Origin of the sequence: Mucilaginibacter sp. SJ, assembly GCF_028993635.1 — a bacterium.
Classification (GTDB): domain Bacteria; phylum Bacteroidota; class Bacteroidia; order Sphingobacteriales; family Sphingobacteriaceae; genus Mucilaginibacter.
In genome coordinates, this window is the sequence record NZ_CP118631.1 from 1 (window position 1) to 14,668 (window position 14,668).

A 14,668-nucleotide genomic window follows, 5' to 3' on the forward strand; every position below is an offset into this window, starting at 1 on the left:
ACCCGTCATTGCGCGGAACCATCAGGTCAGAACCCCCAAAAAAATATAATAACGTATAAACTATGTTTTAAGGGTGTTGTGCGGGGGGGGGGGCGCGTTAAGGATAGCAGCGAAAAGCCCACAGCGCGGGTTGGGTTTGCGGGCGGGAAAGGCGAGGACTTGTAGCGGATAGCCTTAACGCAGGCAACGCCCATATCACAAAATGGATTTTAAAAATATACTTAATAATCAACAACTTACGATAATGTCATTATAAGGTACGAAGACAACCGACCGAAGGGAGCTCATTAATACCTATAAAAAACAAATTATAATTATTAATAATCCCAACTTTACAAGCGGCTATGTAAGTGCCCCTGCAGAGTTCGCGATTGCTTCGTCGTTCCTCCTCGCAATGACGATTTTCCAAAAGCTATAGCAAAAAAATAAGGGATAAACATTTAAGCTTATCCCTTACCATATAATAAAGATTGCTTATATCGTTAATCGGCCATCATTTTAATAAACGAAGCTAATTTTTCTTTCATTTCTCTTCTGTCGACAATGAAATCAAGGAAACCGTGCTCCTGCACAAACTCGGCAGTCTGGAAACCTTTAGGAAGATCTTTTTTAATGGTTTCTTTAATTACCCTTGGCCCTGCAAAGCCTATCAGCGCGCCCGGTTCGGCAATGTTGATATCGCCTAACATAGCGTATGATGCTGTTACGCCACCGGTGGTTGGATCGGTAAGTAAAGATATATAAGGGATTTTTGCCTGTGAAAGCAACGCAAGCTTAGCCGATGTTTTAGCCATTTGCATCAGTGAAAATGCCGCTTCCATCATGCGCGCACCACCCGATTTTGAAATCATCAGGAACGGAACTTTATGTTGGATACAGTAATCAATAGAGCGGGCTATCTTTTCACCAACTACTGATCCCATTGACCCCCCAATAAAGTTAAAGTCCATACAGGCGATAACCAGGTCCTGACCGTCAATTTTACCGGCACCTGCCCTTATTGCATCTTTTAAACCTGTTTTGTGCTGAGTTTCCTTAAGCCGGTCGGTATATTTTTTGGTGTCTTCAAAGTGAAGCGGATCACCGGATGTAAGCTCAGGAAAAAGTTCTGTAAACTCGTTATTATCAAATAGTACCGAAAAATATTCTTTTGAACCTATGCGCAGGTGGAAGCCACAGTAATGGCACACATATTGATTTTCTACCTGTTCTGAATAGTGTAAAGGTTTCTTACAATTAGGGCATTTATTCCAGATGCCATCGGGGGCTTCCTTCTTTTCCTCAGTAGTCGTAATTATCCCTTTCAACTCTCGTTTAAACCATGCCATATCTGTGTCTAACTCTTTCAATTGGGTACAAAGAAACAAAAAATATTAAACATGTGGTGCCGGTATATAAAAAGTTATAGGGGGCAAATTGTTTGCTTGAAAGTTTAATTACTTATTTAATGCTATTTTTGTAATAAAAGGATCGGATTGTTAATTAATTATATCATATTTTTAAATTAACCCTATTTTTACTACCGTTTTAATATACTTTTAAGATTGCTTATCCGAATTCAATAAATTTTATAACTTCGAGCCCCAAATAAACGCTAATGGATTTAAAAAATTATAGAGGTGTTCTGCACGGCGATCAGGTGCAGGAACTATTTGAAGCAGCAAAAAAGCACCAGTTTGCTTTACCGGCAGTAAACGTTATTGGTACTAATACTATCAATGCAGTTATGGAAACAGCTAAAGCTGTTAACTCTCCGGTTATTATTCAGCTGTCAAATGGCGGTGCACAGTTTTACGCCGGCAAATCATTGGATAATTCAAAACTTCAGGCCTGTATTTTAGGTGGTGTATCTGCTGCAAAGCATGTTCACCTGTTGGCTGAGCATTACGGCGTTGCGGTTATCCTGCATACAGACCATGCTGCCAAGAAATTGTTACCGTGGATTGATGGCCTCCTGGATCATGGCGAGAAATTTTTTGCCGAAACAGGCAAGCCTCTATTTTCATCGCACATGCTCGACCTTTCAGAAGAGCCTATTGAAGAGAATATCGAAATTTCGGCTAAATATCTCGAGCGTATGGCCAAAATGGGCATGACCCTTGAAATTGAGTTGGGTGTAACCGGCGGTGAAGAAGATGGTGTCGACAATTCTGATGTTGACAGCTCTCGTTTATATACCCAGCCAGAAGAGGTTTCTTATTCATATGAGCACCTTTTAAAAGTAAGCCCCCGTTTTACTGTAGCTGCTGCTTTTGGTAACGTTCATGGTGTGTACAAACCGGGTAATGTTAAGTTACAGCCGGTTATCCTGCATAACTCACAAGAGTATGTTAAACAAAAATTTGGTTTAACTGCCGAAAAACCGATCAACTTTGTATTTCACGGTGGTTCTGGTTCAAGCCAGGAAGAGATCCGCGAAGCTATTTCATACGGTGCTATCAAAATGAACATTGATACCGACATGCAGTGGGCTTATTGGGAAGGCATTAAAGATTACTACAAATCAAAAGAAGGATACTTGCAAAGCCAGATCGGTAGCCCGGATGGTGAGGATTCTCCAAACAAAAAATATTATGACCCACGCGTTTGGTTACGCAAAGGCGAAGAAAACTTTGTAAAAAGGCTTTCTGTTGCTTTTGAAGATCTTAACTGTATCGACGTTTACAGTAAATTATAATATTCATCAGAAATTAACAAAGCGCTTGTACATTTGTTGTACAGGCGCTTTGTTGTTTACAGGCAGCGGGCGATTCCATTAAAAAAGCTAAAGTCTGCTATATGGTTAAAATTCATAACAAAAGAAAGAATTTATTTGAGCGTTTTGCCAACTGGGCTACTATAGCTACGGGTAGCTCGGGCGCATTTATTACGGCTTTTGGTATCATCATTGTTTGGGGGATAACCGGACCATTATTCCATTATTCAGATACCTGGCAGCTGGTTATCAATACAGGTACTACCGTGGTTACTTTTCTGATGGTTTTTTTAATACAGAAATCACAAAATAAAGACTCGAAGGCTATACATTTGAAACTGAATGAGCTGCTTGCCTCGCACCAGGGGGCAAGCAACCGGATGGTTGATATTGAGGATATTACCGAAAAAGAGCTCGATCAGTTGCATAAATTTTATGTGGAACTGGCCGGACTTGCCGAGGAGGAAGACGATATCACCTGTACACACTCTATTGATGCCGCAAGGGAAAACCACACCACAAAACTCAATCATTTCAAAACAAAACCGCATTACATCAATGCACGCAAAAACCATAGTAAAAAAAGTAACGGAGCAAGCTGATCTTGATATCGTACATGCCATAAGGCACGAAGTGTTTGTTGTTGAACAAAATTGCCCGCCCGAGCTGGAATATGAACATGAGGATGTATCCCATCATTTTTTAGCTACTGCGGATGGGGAGCCGGCCGGTGCCTGCCGCTGGCGTAAAACCGAAAATGGTTATAAGCTTGAACGGTTTGCCGTACTGAAAATGTTCAGGGGATATGGTATAGGAGGTGAGCTGGTGAAAGCTGTGTTGGCCGATTTGCCGGCCGATGCGGATTATGTTTATCTTAATTCGCAAACCCACGCGGTGCCTTTTTATGAAAAACTGGGTTTTGAAGCATTAGGGCTGGAGTTTGAAGAAGCCGGGATCAAACATTATAAAATGGTTAAGAAGTAGTTGTTGTGAATGATGCTACTTCTTATTCTTTTTCTTTTTGGATGATTCTGCCAGCGGATTAAATTCAAGGCACAGGTTAATCCAGTAATTGAGCTGGGCGGTGGTTTGCAGGTTGAAATCTTCAACATAAACATAGCCTTTCATTACCCTTTCGCCGCTTACCATTTGATTGCAGTTCCCCTTCTCAAGCTCAACAGATGCTTGTTGTTCACCAATGCGGCACAAGATGCTATTATCGCGCACGCAAACACATAACTTATCATCTACCATAAAACAAACTCCCTGGAACATTTTCTTTTCTTCCACTGCCGGAAGGTCCATTAATGCTTCGCGAATACGATCAGCCATTTGTTCGTTATATGCCATAAGGGTTTATATTTTTTTACGCAGAGGCGCTGAGACAGGCAACGAAAATCCGGTGCCTTAGCACCTTGGTGAAATAAAATTACAATTAATTCTTATCAACAAATTTGTAATTAGCCTCGTTATACCTGTCGCCGGTATTCGGATATTTAGCTAAAAGGGCTTCGATATCCTGTAAATCAGCGGTGGTAAGTTTCACATCAACCGAACCTGCGTTATCCAGCAGGTATTTTCTTCTCTTTGTTCCGGGAATAGGAATAATGTTATCGCCTTGCGCCAGCACCCAGGCAAGCGCCAACTGGGCAGGTGTGCAATTTTCTTGAGCCGCAAGTTGTGCAAACTCGTGCGCCAGGCCCATATTATTTTCAGCATTGGCACTTTGATACCGGGGCAGGCTTTTCCTGAAATCGTTATCGGCCAGTTTGGTTACATCCAACGCGTTTGTTACCAAACCACGCACCAGCGGACTGAATGGTACAAATGAAATCCCAAGCTCTTTGCAAACAGGCAAGATCTCAGCCTCAACGTCGCGTGTTAGTAATGAATATTCACTTTGCAAGGCACTGATTGGATGCACCGCATGCGCACGACGGACAGAGTTTGCCGAAGCTTCAGACAGGCCCAGGTATTTTACCTTACCTTCTTTTACCAGGTCGGCCATGGCGCCAACCATGTCCTCAACGGGCACATTTGGGTCAATGCGGTGGGCGTAATACAAGTCAATCACATCCGTTTTTAAGCGTTTTAAACTTTGTTCAACCGCGGTTTTAAGATAAGCCGGCGAACCGTCAAACTCGGTCAACCTGCCATCCGTGCCTGCCCTGAAACCAAATTTGGTAGCAATAAAGATCTTATCACGATTGGGTACCAATACCTTTGATACCAGTTCTTCATTGCGGCCATTGGCATAAACATCGGCCGTATCCCAAAAGTTGATGCCTATTTCTATTGATTTTTCAAGCGTTGCTATCGATTCATCGTCATCCGGCTGACCGTAAGCATGGTTCATGCCCATACATCCCAGTCCAATGGCCGAAAGTTCAACTCCGGTGTTTCCTAATTTTCTGTATTTCATAATGTGGTAGTATTGTTGTATTATCAAAGTACGTGAAATAACAAAAGCACATCAACCTTAATTTATAAGTATTATGTAAGGTTATACATTGCAGATTAAGGTTTTCTGGTTAATTTGAAAAAAAATCAAGTAGTTGTCCAATTTAACCAAACCCGATCGTCTTTTGGTTTTTAACCATTAAATTCAAAAAAACATGAACGAGTTCTTATTGATTTTCAGAAGAGATGCGGAAGCCACAGCAGCAACGCGGTCGCCCGAGCAAATGCAGACGATGATGAATTACTGGCGCGAATGGATTGGCGGGATTGCCGCGCAAAACAAACTTGTTGCCGTAGGCAACAGGTTGGATACCGCCGGCAGCGTAGTAAAACCCGACAATGTGGTAACAGACGGCCCTTATGTTGAGGTTAAGGAGGCTATAGGCGGTTACAGCATTATCAAAGCAACATCGCTGGAAGAAGCCACGGAGTTATCAAAAGGCTGCCCCATTCTATCAGTAGGGGGCAGTGTTGAGGTTCGCCCTATCATTCCAATGGAAATTTAAAATGATTGGCAGCAGCCTCCTATACACGGGAGGCTGCTTGTTTTATTATGCAGCAAGATCAGCTTTTACCACATTTGTTCCGCTCCGAATATCAAAAGATAATCGCGGTATTATGCCATTATTTCGGCTTTGAATATATAGAGGCCGTCGAAGATATCGCCAGTGATACTTTCCTCACAGCTGCCGAAACATGGGGAATCAAAGGGTTACCGGATAACCCTAAAGCATGGCTGTATACAGTGGCCCGCAATAAGGCAACCGATTATGTAAGGCGTGGCTCCAGGTTTAAGCAAAAAATAGCCGAAGGGCTTTCGATAGAGGATAATTACGAGGCAGAGATCGATCTTTCTGACCAGAATATTAGTGATAGTCAGCTGCAAATGATGTTTGCTATTTGTCACCCCGTATTGCCTGCCGAGGCGCAGATTGGCCTGGCGTTACGCATCCTTTGCGGTTTTGGGATTGATGAAATTGCGGAGGCTTTTTTATCAAATAAAGAAACCATTAATAAACGCCTGTTCAGGGCTAAGGAAAAGCTGCGGGAACAAAAGGTAAAGATCGTTTTTCCCGCACCGGCTGATACTGTTAACCGGCTGGGCATCGTACTAAAAACTTTGTACCTGCTGTTTAATGAAGGCTATTACTCCAGTTGTCAGAGTGCTATATTACGGAAAGATTTGTGTTTAGAAGCCATGCGACTTAACTATCTTCTTATAGAAAATAAGCAAACAAACCTGCCCGAGGTAAATGCCTTATTATCACTGATGTGTTTTCATGCGTCGAGGTTTGATGCCCGGGTAGATGAACATGGCGAAATGATCCGTTATGATGATCAGGACAGAATGCTTTGGAATGATGAACTGATAGTAAAAGGACGATACTACCTAAACCTTGCGTCTAAAGGAAACGACGCCGGTAAATACCATATTGAAGCTGCTATAGCCTATTGGCATACCGTTAAAACCGATACTGCCGAAAAGTGGGAAAATATATTAATGCTCTACAATAGGTTACTTATAGCCGCTTATTCTCCTGCGGCTGCATTGAATCGGGCTTATGCCTTGGCAAAGGTGAAAGGGAAGGAGAAAGCCATTATTGAGGCCGAAAAGTTAAAACTGGATACCAATCACTTATACCATGTACTGCTTGGTTACTTGTATACAGGGGTAGATCGTGAAAAGGCAGTATCGCATTTGCAAACTGCCCTGAAACTGGCTAAGACCGCTACAGATAAAAGCAGAATTATGAAGGATTTAAAGGCTTTATTATGAGATAAATTGCCGTGTTTAAAAAAGCCTCATTGCAAGGCACGAAACAATTCCAACTGCTGATAGGATGGTTTCATGCCTTGCAATGAGGCTTTTATATCTATTTCTATAAAACCGTTTTCTGACAGTGTCTTAATCAGCCATCTTAAAATCAGCCACCAACTTTTCATCGGCTGAGTTGCTTCCCAGTACTAATTTGTAGCTGCCGGGATAAAGCTTCCATTTGTGTGTGGCGAGATCCCATTTTTGTAAATCCTGAACCGGGATTTTTAATGTAACCGAACCTTCTTTATCCTGCTCCAGGCTAATGCGTTTAAAGCTTTTTAACTCTTTAACCGGCATTCTGTCGATGTTAGGGTATTTGATATAGGCCTGTACTACTTCATCGCCATTAAATTTACCGGTGTTTTTAACTTTTACTGTTACTGCAAGGGTATCGGCTTTTTTATAGGTGGTTTTTAATTTACTGCCCAGGGTGTAGGTAAACGACGTATAGCTTAAACCAAACCCAAAAGGATATTGCACCGGACCGGTATAATAGCGGTAAGTGCGGTTTTTCATGTTGTAATCGCTGTAATCGGGCAAATCGCTCATACCTTTATAAAAAGTAAGCGGCAGGTGGCCCGAAGGCGAAACATCGCCAAAAATAATATCAGCTAATGCATTGCCGCCCTGTTCGCCGGGGTACCAGGCAAATATAATGGCATCGGCATAAGGCTCGATAGCGGATACATCAACATCGCTGCCTGCGGTTATTACTGCTACAAGGGGCTTGTTTTTTACGCTTTTGCGCAGTTCTTTAATAAAAGCAATTTCGCTGGCAGGCAGGCTCAGGTTTTTTTTATCGCCGCCGCTTTCAGACAGGAAAGCATCGCCTGCTTCGCCCTCTAAAACAGGAGAGAGGCCGATCACTGCAATGGTTGCATCGGCATTGCCGGCTGCCCAGGTACCCCCAAAGTGGGTGGTGTCTTTATAATCACATCCCAGGTCATATTCAACGCGGGTAGCCTTATCAACCGCTCCGGTAATGCCCTCAACAAAATTGATCACTTTGCTGCTGGTTCCATGATAATTAGCTATCATGGCATCGAGCGAGGCCGCGTTTGGCCCAACCACCATAATGCTGGAGTAGCTGCTTTTTTTGAATGGCAAAACATTGTTGTTATTCTTTAACAATACCATACTTTGCTGGGCCACTTTACGGGCCAAAGCCAAATGCTGCTGATTGTGAACACTGTCGGCACCATAACCATGATAAGGATTAGCGGTCGGGGCGTCATAAAAGCCCAGTTTAAATTCGGTGCGTAAGATAGCGCTCAGGGCCTGGTCAACATCTTTTTCGGTAAGTAAACCCTGTTTAATAGCTTTGATACCGTCGTTTTGTAAAATGGACGAGCAATCCAGGTCGACGCCGGCCTTGATGGCAGCGGCAGCTACTTCAACCGCAGTTGGCAAGGTTTTGTGGGTAAGGTATACATCGTCCAGGGCACCACAATCAGTTACTACATGGCCGCTAAAGCCCCATTCTTTTCGCAGGATGTCGGTAAGCAGCATTTTATTGATAGAGTTTGGTACACCGTTAACGCGATTGTAAGCGCTCATTACCGATTCAACGTGGTTTTTAACGAGTTCGTGAAAAGCATACAGGTAGGTTTCGCGAAGGTCTTTTTCATCAACCTTAGCGTCAAATTTATCGCGGGTGGCTTCGGGCCCACTATGTACGGCAAAATGTTTGGCCGTGGCAGATGTTTTCAAGTATTTAGGATCATCGCCCTGCAAACCTTTAACAAAGGCAGAGCCCATGCGGCCGGTCAGGAAAGGGTCTTCACCATAAGTTTCCTGGCCGCGGCCCCAGCGTGGATCGCGGAAGATGTTGATATTAGGTGTCCAAAAGGTGAGCCCCATATATTGCAGATGCCTGTCTTGTGCAATGGCCAGGTTATATTTTGCACGGGCTTCAGTTGATATGGCCGTTGATACCTGCTTTAACAGATCTTCATTAAATGTAGCCGACATACCGATAGCCTGCGGAAATATGGTTGCTTCACCGGCACGGGCTACACCATGTAAGGCCTCGTTCCACCAGTTATAGGCCGGGATGCCTAAACGAGGCACGGCCTGGCTGCGGTAGCCTAATAAGGAGATTTTTTCTTCGATGGTTAATTTTGATAAAAGATCTTTCACACGTGAATCAATCGATTGCGAAGTATCTTTATAAAAAGGGACCTGCGCATTTGCGATAGAAAATTTTAGTAATGCCGCAAGCATTACCAAACAACATAGGAGTTTGTGTTTTATGGTGGAAGCCATTTTTAGATGAATTATTTTTTGAGTTTAAAGTTAATATTTATTCCGTAAGTATGGGTTGGCGGAAGACTTGCTCCCTCAATTCCGGCATACTTTATATCCGGCGAAAAGCCCGATTCAGGGTCGATATTGTCAGATCGCTTCATGATCGTCCATAGGTTTCGGCCTACTAATGAAAAGGTTATTCCTTCAAATGGAGTATGTTTAAGAAACCCCTTTGAAAAAGTATACCCAAAGGTAACCTGCCGTAATTTAATAAACCTGCCGTCTAAAACATTCAATGCAGAAACGCTTTGGGCAAGTGCCTGGTAATAGGTTTGTGCCGGTACAACAACTGTGTTTTTATCACCATTGGCGTTTACACCATCACCAACAACACCGGTTTCGCGCCCCGGTAAAGTAAGCTTATTAAAGCCGCGGTAAATACTGTTATAATTTGTGGCCGAAAGTATTTTGTTGCCAAACCGGTAATCGACCAAAAATGAAAGGCTGAATTTTTTGTAGGTGAAATTGTTATTAACTCCGCCGTAAATGTTAGGCACCGCACTGCCCATAGGTACCCGCGGACCGGCCTGCGGCAAGCCATTGCCGTCAAAAATGATCTGCCCTTTACTGTTTCTGAGGTAATCGTTGGCCATGATCTGTGGGCCTGGTAGTCCTTTAACCAATGCCGTGGCGGCATTGAGCGGCCGGTAAGTACCAAAACTTATATTGGCCGATTCAGGTGTGCCGTCTGTTTGCAGGATCTTGTTTTGTACATAAGTAAAGTTAAACGATGGTGACCAGTTGAAATTAACAGTTTTAATAGGTGTAGCGTTTATCGAAATCTCAATGCCATTGTTTTGGGTGGAGCCCGTAGGGATAAACCTTCGGGCAAAACCTGTTGCCAGGTCAAGATCTCCCTTAATGATCTCGTTCCTTGTTTTTCGATGGAAATAAGCCACATCAAGCCCCAGTCTGCCGTTCAAAAATTTCAGGTCTGTACCCACTTCCATTTCTGTGAGTGTATATGGCTTTAAAAAAAGGTTAGGTAAACTATCACTGAAACCTCCCGCAGGTATGCCATTTACAGGATTAGTAAGGGTGTAATATTGAGATGTAATGTAAACATCGGTGGGCTCGCCGCTGGTCTGCGCATATGACAAACGGAGCTTTCCAAAATCAAGCTCCGGGATATGTATAAGGTCCGAAAAAAGGATACTTGCCGATACCGATGGCGTAAAAATACTCCGGTTATCAACAGGCAGGGTTGAGTAGGTATCGTAACGGCCAGTGGTGGTTAATGTTAAAAAATCTTTTAACGAAAGATCGACTGAATAATAGGTTGAGTGCGTTTCAGAACTTTTATAATCATAGCTGCTGCTTTTGGTTGCCAGGTTACTATAACTGTAAAAATTAGGTATGATAAACGGCCCCCCGAAAAGACGAGTATATTCATAGCTGTTTTTACGAAGGTTTACCCCTGCGGATAAGTCAAAACTAAGCAGCTTTTTTATAATATCATGTTTAGCACCAATCAAAACGTCGGCATTAAACTCTGAACGTTCTGTAGAGGACTGTTCATCCATCGATCCTGCGTCGCCGGGCGAGTAAGCAGTACCGGTAGGGGTAATGGTTAGCCGTTTATCGTATAACACGTCATCGCCTAAACGGGCTTGTGCATACAGCCAGCTTTGGATATTGTAGCGGGCAGTAATGGCAGATATCAACCGATTGCGGCTTATATTATTAACAAATTTGTTTACAGCAAAATATGGATTGGTAACAAATGTATCGCCTGTCCACCTCAGTTCGTTTCCGTTCGAGTCAAATCCCGGTGCCAGAGCTGCCTGGTTTTCGTTTGCAGCAAGGTATTGAATATTATTAGGATTAAGAGGCCCATCGCTCAAATTGGGCTTCAGGTTTGATGATTCGTCTATATAGTTTGCAATAACATTTACATTGAATTTATCAGTAATTCCCTGTGTAGCAGTTAGGTTTACCGTTTTACGATTAAGGCCGCTGTTACGGATGATTGAACCATTCCTCAGGTCGGAGACCGACAGACGAAAAGCCCCCGTTTCATTACCGCCGTTAAAAGCAACTGTATTGGTATAGGTATAACCACGACGGTAAAACTTATCAATATTATCTGTAACTGCCGAGTAAGGGTAATATTTACCGTCAAATTGGATAGTTGGTTTTCCATCCAGCTTTTCACCCCATCCAAAATTGCCCGATGTTATGGCATTATTTACAGATGCCGGCCTGATGCCGTACAAACCCTGTCCGTAAACTGTTTGATAATCAAAAGTATTAATCGCTTTATCTGTTTGATAGTTGGTGTTAAACTCTACGCCAAATCCCGAATTCTTTTTCGCTGTTTTAGTAGTGATCAGGATTACGCCATTAGCGGCCCTCGCCCCGTACAGTGCCGATGCAGCCTGGCCCTTGAGTACAGTCATGCTTTCAACATCATCGGGGTTGATATTGCTTATGCCGTCGCCAAAATCGGCGCCGCCCCATTCGTTGGCTGCCCCACGCTGGGTGTTGTCAATAGGGACGCCATTAATGATAAAAAGCGGGGCGCTTGCTCCAAAACTGGTCACTCCCCTAAGTAGGATCCGAGCTGATGACGCTGGCCCGCCGTTAACTCCATTGATACTTAAACCGGCTACACGGCCTTCTAATGAGTAAGCTACATTTGATTCTTTGGCTTTATCGAGCACTTCGCCGCCTATAGTCGTTACCGAATAGCCAACTTTTTTCTCATCTTTTTTTATGCCGAGTGCTGTTACCACAACTTCGTTTAAGATATTGCTTGCAGTGAGCGTAATTTTAAGAAGAGTTGTGCCCGATAATTTTACATCCCTTGTAACATAGCCAACGAAACTGATAATTAATGTTGATTGGTCGGGGGCCTCAAACGAAAAGGCACCATTCAGGTCCGTTGAGGCTCCCATGGTTGAACCTCTTACCCTAACTGTAGCGCCGGCAAGCGGTGCGCCATTTTCATCAACAACAATGCCCGTTACTTTAACTACGTTAACTATTACATCAATAGGGGCAATCACTATCAGGTGATTGGCAAGCTCGGTATAAGCGAAACCCGAATTGGCCAAAATTTTATCTAAAACACTTTTAACATCTTCATTATCAACATTTATGTCAACTTTGTTTAAAGTAGGGATTTTTCTTTCGCTGTAAACAAAATGATAAATGCTTTGACGTTCGATGGCTGAGATTACCTTTTTAAAATCGGCCGATTTTAAATTGATAGTGACACGGGTTTGTGAATATACAGTTAATATAGCCAGTAAATTGAAGAATAATATTAACGTAAACCGTATTTTCATTTATACTGATAACCTAAACCTGTCGCCAACATCCATTGGGGATGCCTAAATTTACATAAATTTTATAATTAGCACAGGTAGTAGTGTAAAATGACCGGATTGGCAGGTGACAATTACAAATATTGTAAAGCACAGCGATCAATTAAGGCGACAAATGTACTGTTAATCACTGAAGAATTATCAGTTAATAAATATAAATGGCGGAATTTTTGATTTTATAATGAAAATTTTCGGTAATGCGTAACGCATCAAGTGCCTGGGTAATGGTTTCTTTTTCATAAGTGCCGGTAAAACGGTACTTCTTCATTTCATCGTTTTTAAATTTAATCTCAACACCATACCAGCGTTCCATGCGCGCGGCGAGATCGGCGAAGTTTTCATCCCTGAAAATGAGTTTATTTTCTGTCCACGAAGTTTCTAAAATGGCACTGTTATCCTGATGAAGACGCGTAAAGCTGGTTAAGACATATTGTGTACCTGCACTGCTGTCGGTAGCTGGTGAAAGCTTGGCCTGGTTTTTACGTACAGTAGTAAACGCGCCTTTTTTAACGATCAGTTTTTCGCTTGGTTTTAAAATGATCCTGTCGGATGGTCGGTCGTCAAGTGTAACTTCAATGGCGCCCCTGATCAGGGTTGTTTCACTTGATGGGTCATTGGGGTATGATTTAACGTTAAAAGCGGTACCCAACACCCTGATGTTCATTTTTTCGGTATGGATAATGAATGGATGTTCATGATCTTTATGTACATCAAAAAAGGCTTCGCCGCTTAAATAAACTTCGCGGGTTTTGCCTGTGAAGTTTGTTGGGTATCTTAACGAACTTTGTGAATTAAGGGTAATACGTGTACCGTCAGTTAATACAATGGTTGATTTATCGCGTGCAGAAGTGTTTTTATTTTGCCAGGCGCCGGAAGTTGTGCTTGCAATTCCGTGGCCCAAGGTAACCGTTTTTGAATAAAAAAGGTACGAGCAACCTGCTATTAAAACAACGGCAGCCGCAGCACGCCAAAGATAATGTATTGTACCCTTTTTAACGGGGATAATGGCCGCCGTTGCAGGTTCAATAACTTCCTGCGCCTTAATTTTTGATTTTATTTTTTGAAAGGCGAGGGCATTGTCGGCATATTGGGTATCGCTATGTTTCCAATATGCGGAAAGGGCTTCGTATTGTTCACGAAGGGAAGCATCATTAGCTAAGCAACGCTGAAATTCATTATTTTCATCAGAGCTGATTTCATTCGACAGTTTTTTGCCCGCCAGCTCTATAAATTTATCATTGCCCATCGTATAATTGCATCCTTATTTATGATAGGACAACTTATTTAGGTTAATTACCTACAAGGTTAAAAAAAATAATTGAAAATTACAATTGTGGTTCCTAAAATGTTGATTGTATTGGTTTTAAGAAAGCTTCGTGGTGTTTGTTGTATTGTGTTAAAATGACACTAAGCTTCTTGATTGCTCTGAAAAGCTGGGTTTGTACTGTACGGGGCGAAATATTAAGAATTTCGGCCACTTCTTTATACCTCATACCATCCTCCTTTATCAGCCTGAAAACAATTCGGCATTGTTGCGGTAACCCAGCTATGGCCTGGTCCATCCTAAAAATAAGCTCTTTGTTTTCAATTTCCTTTTGAGGGTTATAGGTATTTACAAATTCAACCGAATTGGTTTCTTCAATTTGTACAAGGTGAATAGTTGAGTATTTTTTGATGTGGTTTAGCGATTGGTTTTTTACCGCTACAAATAAATAGGTTTCAGGGTTTTGAATTTCAGTAAGGTTTTTACGGTTAAGCCAGCATTTTACAAACACATCCGAAACTATTTCTTCGGCAATTTCCCGTTGATGTACATACAGTACACAAAATTTAATGAGCGAGTTGTTAAGGATATGGAAAAACAATTCAAAGGCGTTCTCATCGTCATTGTTGCAAATGAGTTTCCATAATTTTAGCGTATCAACTTTTCTGTCTCTCAAACCGAAGAATTTTTAATTAATCAACTAAATTTAAACTTAATAATGGTGTAACAATAATAACATATTAAAATCGAAAAATGAAATTAATTGATGTAAGTTGCAATGTTTTTTAAAAAAT

12 protein-coding genes are annotated in these 14,668 nt (G+C 42.1%); 5 read left to right on the forward strand and 7 right to left on the reverse strand.

The features are described 5' to 3' along the window. Positions 1-482: 482 nt before the first annotated feature. Positions 483-1,328, reverse strand: coding sequence for an acetyl-CoA carboxylase, carboxyltransferase subunit beta (gene accD / locus MusilaSJ_RS00005; protein ID WP_112654351.1), 846 nt, complete (start codon positions 1,326-1,328; stop codon positions 483-485). Positions 1,329-1,597: 269 nt separating this feature from the next. Here accD and fbaA point away from each other — a divergent pair, with 269 nt between their 5' ends. The 3 genes from fbaA to MusilaSJ_RS00020 all read left to right on the forward strand — a co-directional run bounded on the left by fbaA (position 1,598) and on the right by MusilaSJ_RS00020 (position 3,679). Then, positions 1,598-2,677 (forward strand): class II fructose-bisphosphate aldolase, encoded by a 1,080-nt coding sequence (fbaA, locus tag MusilaSJ_RS00010; protein ID WP_090526963.1) that lies wholly within the window; start codon positions 1,598-1,600, stop codon positions 2,675-2,677. Between the two features lie 101 nt (positions 2,678-2,778). Beyond that, positions 2,779-3,297, forward strand: a complete 519-nt coding sequence (locus MusilaSJ_RS00015; protein ID WP_274988038.1) for a low affinity iron permease family protein — start codon at positions 2,779-2,781, stop codon at positions 3,295-3,297. Beyond that, a complete protein-coding gene (locus MusilaSJ_RS00020; protein WP_274988039.1) occupies positions 3,254-3,679 on the forward strand; it encodes a GNAT family N-acetyltransferase in 426 nt (141 codons plus the stop codon). The genes MusilaSJ_RS00015 and MusilaSJ_RS00020 overlap by 44 nt, the downstream gene beginning before the upstream one ends. A gap of 15 nt (positions 3,680-3,694) precedes the next feature. Here MusilaSJ_RS00020 and MusilaSJ_RS00025 read toward each other — a convergent pair whose 3' ends face one another. Together MusilaSJ_RS00025 and MusilaSJ_RS00030 are read right to left on the reverse strand one after the other, a co-directional pair. After that, positions 3,695-4,045, reverse strand: coding sequence for a TfoX/Sxy family protein (locus MusilaSJ_RS00025; protein ID WP_274988040.1), 351 nt, complete (start codon positions 4,043-4,045; stop codon positions 3,695-3,697). A gap of 85 nt (positions 4,046-4,130) precedes the next feature. Further along, positions 4,131-5,117, reverse strand: a complete 987-nt coding sequence (locus MusilaSJ_RS00030; protein WP_274988041.1) for an aldo/keto reductase — start codon at positions 5,115-5,117, stop codon at positions 4,131-4,133. A gap of 193 nt (positions 5,118-5,310) precedes the next feature. On the opposite strand from MusilaSJ_RS00030, the gene MusilaSJ_RS00035 reads away from it, so the two are divergent. Together MusilaSJ_RS00035 and MusilaSJ_RS00040 are read left to right on the forward strand one after the other, a co-directional pair. Continuing rightward, positions 5,311-5,661, forward strand: a complete 351-nt coding sequence (locus tag MusilaSJ_RS00035; RefSeq protein WP_274988042.1) for a YciI family protein — start codon at positions 5,311-5,313, stop codon at positions 5,659-5,661. Positions 5,662-5,708: 47 nt separating this feature from the next. Then, positions 5,709-6,932: an RNA polymerase sigma factor gene (locus MusilaSJ_RS00040; RefSeq protein ID WP_274988043.1), complete on the forward strand. Its 1,224-nt coding sequence runs from the start codon at positions 5,709-5,711 to the stop codon at positions 6,930-6,932. Between the two features lie 129 nt (positions 6,933-7,061). Here the strand turns inward: MusilaSJ_RS00040 and MusilaSJ_RS00045 are convergent, their stop codons facing one another. The 4 genes from MusilaSJ_RS00045 to MusilaSJ_RS00060 form a co-directional block, all read right to left on the reverse strand. Beyond that, entirely contained in the window at positions 7,062-9,239 is a 2,178-nt protein-coding gene (locus tag MusilaSJ_RS00045) for a glycoside hydrolase family 3 protein (protein ID WP_274988044.1), read from the reverse strand. A gap of 11 nt (positions 9,240-9,250) precedes the next feature. Further along, positions 9,251-12,571 carry a SusC/RagA family TonB-linked outer membrane protein gene (locus MusilaSJ_RS00050; protein WP_274988045.1) on the reverse strand — a complete coding sequence of 1,107 codons (3,321 nt, stop codon included), beginning with the start codon at positions 12,569-12,571 and terminating at the stop codon, positions 9,251-9,253. Positions 12,572-12,755: 184 nt separating this feature from the next. Further along, positions 12,756-13,856: a FecR family protein gene (locus tag MusilaSJ_RS00055; RefSeq protein ID WP_274988046.1), complete on the reverse strand. Its 1,101-nt coding sequence runs from the start codon at positions 13,854-13,856 to the stop codon at positions 12,756-12,758. A gap of 94 nt (positions 13,857-13,950) precedes the next feature. Beyond that, on the reverse strand, positions 13,951-14,550 hold the full coding sequence (locus tag MusilaSJ_RS00060) for an RNA polymerase sigma-70 factor (RefSeq protein ID WP_274988047.1): 600 nt from the start codon (positions 14,548-14,550) through the stop codon (positions 13,951-13,953). Between the last annotated feature and the right edge of the window lie 118 nt (positions 14,551-14,668).

Bases quoted from the DNA above. Each gene is read 5' to 3' on its own strand.
- accD (WP_112654351.1), bottom strand. From the start codon at position 1,328: ATGGCATGGTTTAAACGAGAGTTGAAAGGGATAATTACGACTACTGAG.
- fbaA (WP_090526963.1), top strand. From the start codon at position 1,598: ATGGATTTAAAAAATTATAGAGGTGTTCTGCACGGCGATCAGGTGCAG.
- MusilaSJ_RS00015 (WP_274988038.1), top strand. From the start codon at position 2,779: ATGGTTAAAATTCATAACAAAAGAAAGAATTTATTTGAGCGTTTTGCC.
- MusilaSJ_RS00020 (WP_274988039.1), top strand. From the start codon at position 3,254: ATGCACGCAAAAACCATAGTAAAAAAAGTAACGGAGCAAGCTGATCTT.
- MusilaSJ_RS00025 (WP_274988040.1), bottom strand. From the start codon at position 4,045: ATGGCATATAACGAACAAATGGCTGATCGTATTCGCGAAGCATTAATG.
- MusilaSJ_RS00030 (WP_274988041.1), bottom strand. From the start codon at position 5,117: ATGAAATACAGAAAATTAGGAAACACCGGAGTTGAACTTTCGGCCATT.
- MusilaSJ_RS00035 (WP_274988042.1), top strand. From the start codon at position 5,311: ATGAACGAGTTCTTATTGATTTTCAGAAGAGATGCGGAAGCCACAGCA.
- MusilaSJ_RS00040 (WP_274988043.1), top strand. From the start codon at position 5,709: ATGCAGCAAGATCAGCTTTTACCACATTTGTTCCGCTCCGAATATCAA.
- MusilaSJ_RS00045 (WP_274988044.1), bottom strand. From the start codon at position 9,239: ATGGCTTCCACCATAAAACACAAACTCCTATGTTGTTTGGTAATGCTT.
- MusilaSJ_RS00050 (WP_274988045.1), bottom strand. From the start codon at position 12,571: ATGAAAATACGGTTTACGTTAATATTATTCTTCAATTTACTGGCTATA.
- MusilaSJ_RS00055 (WP_274988046.1), bottom strand. From the start codon at position 13,856: ATGGGCAATGATAAATTTATAGAGCTGGCGGGCAAAAAACTGTCGAAT.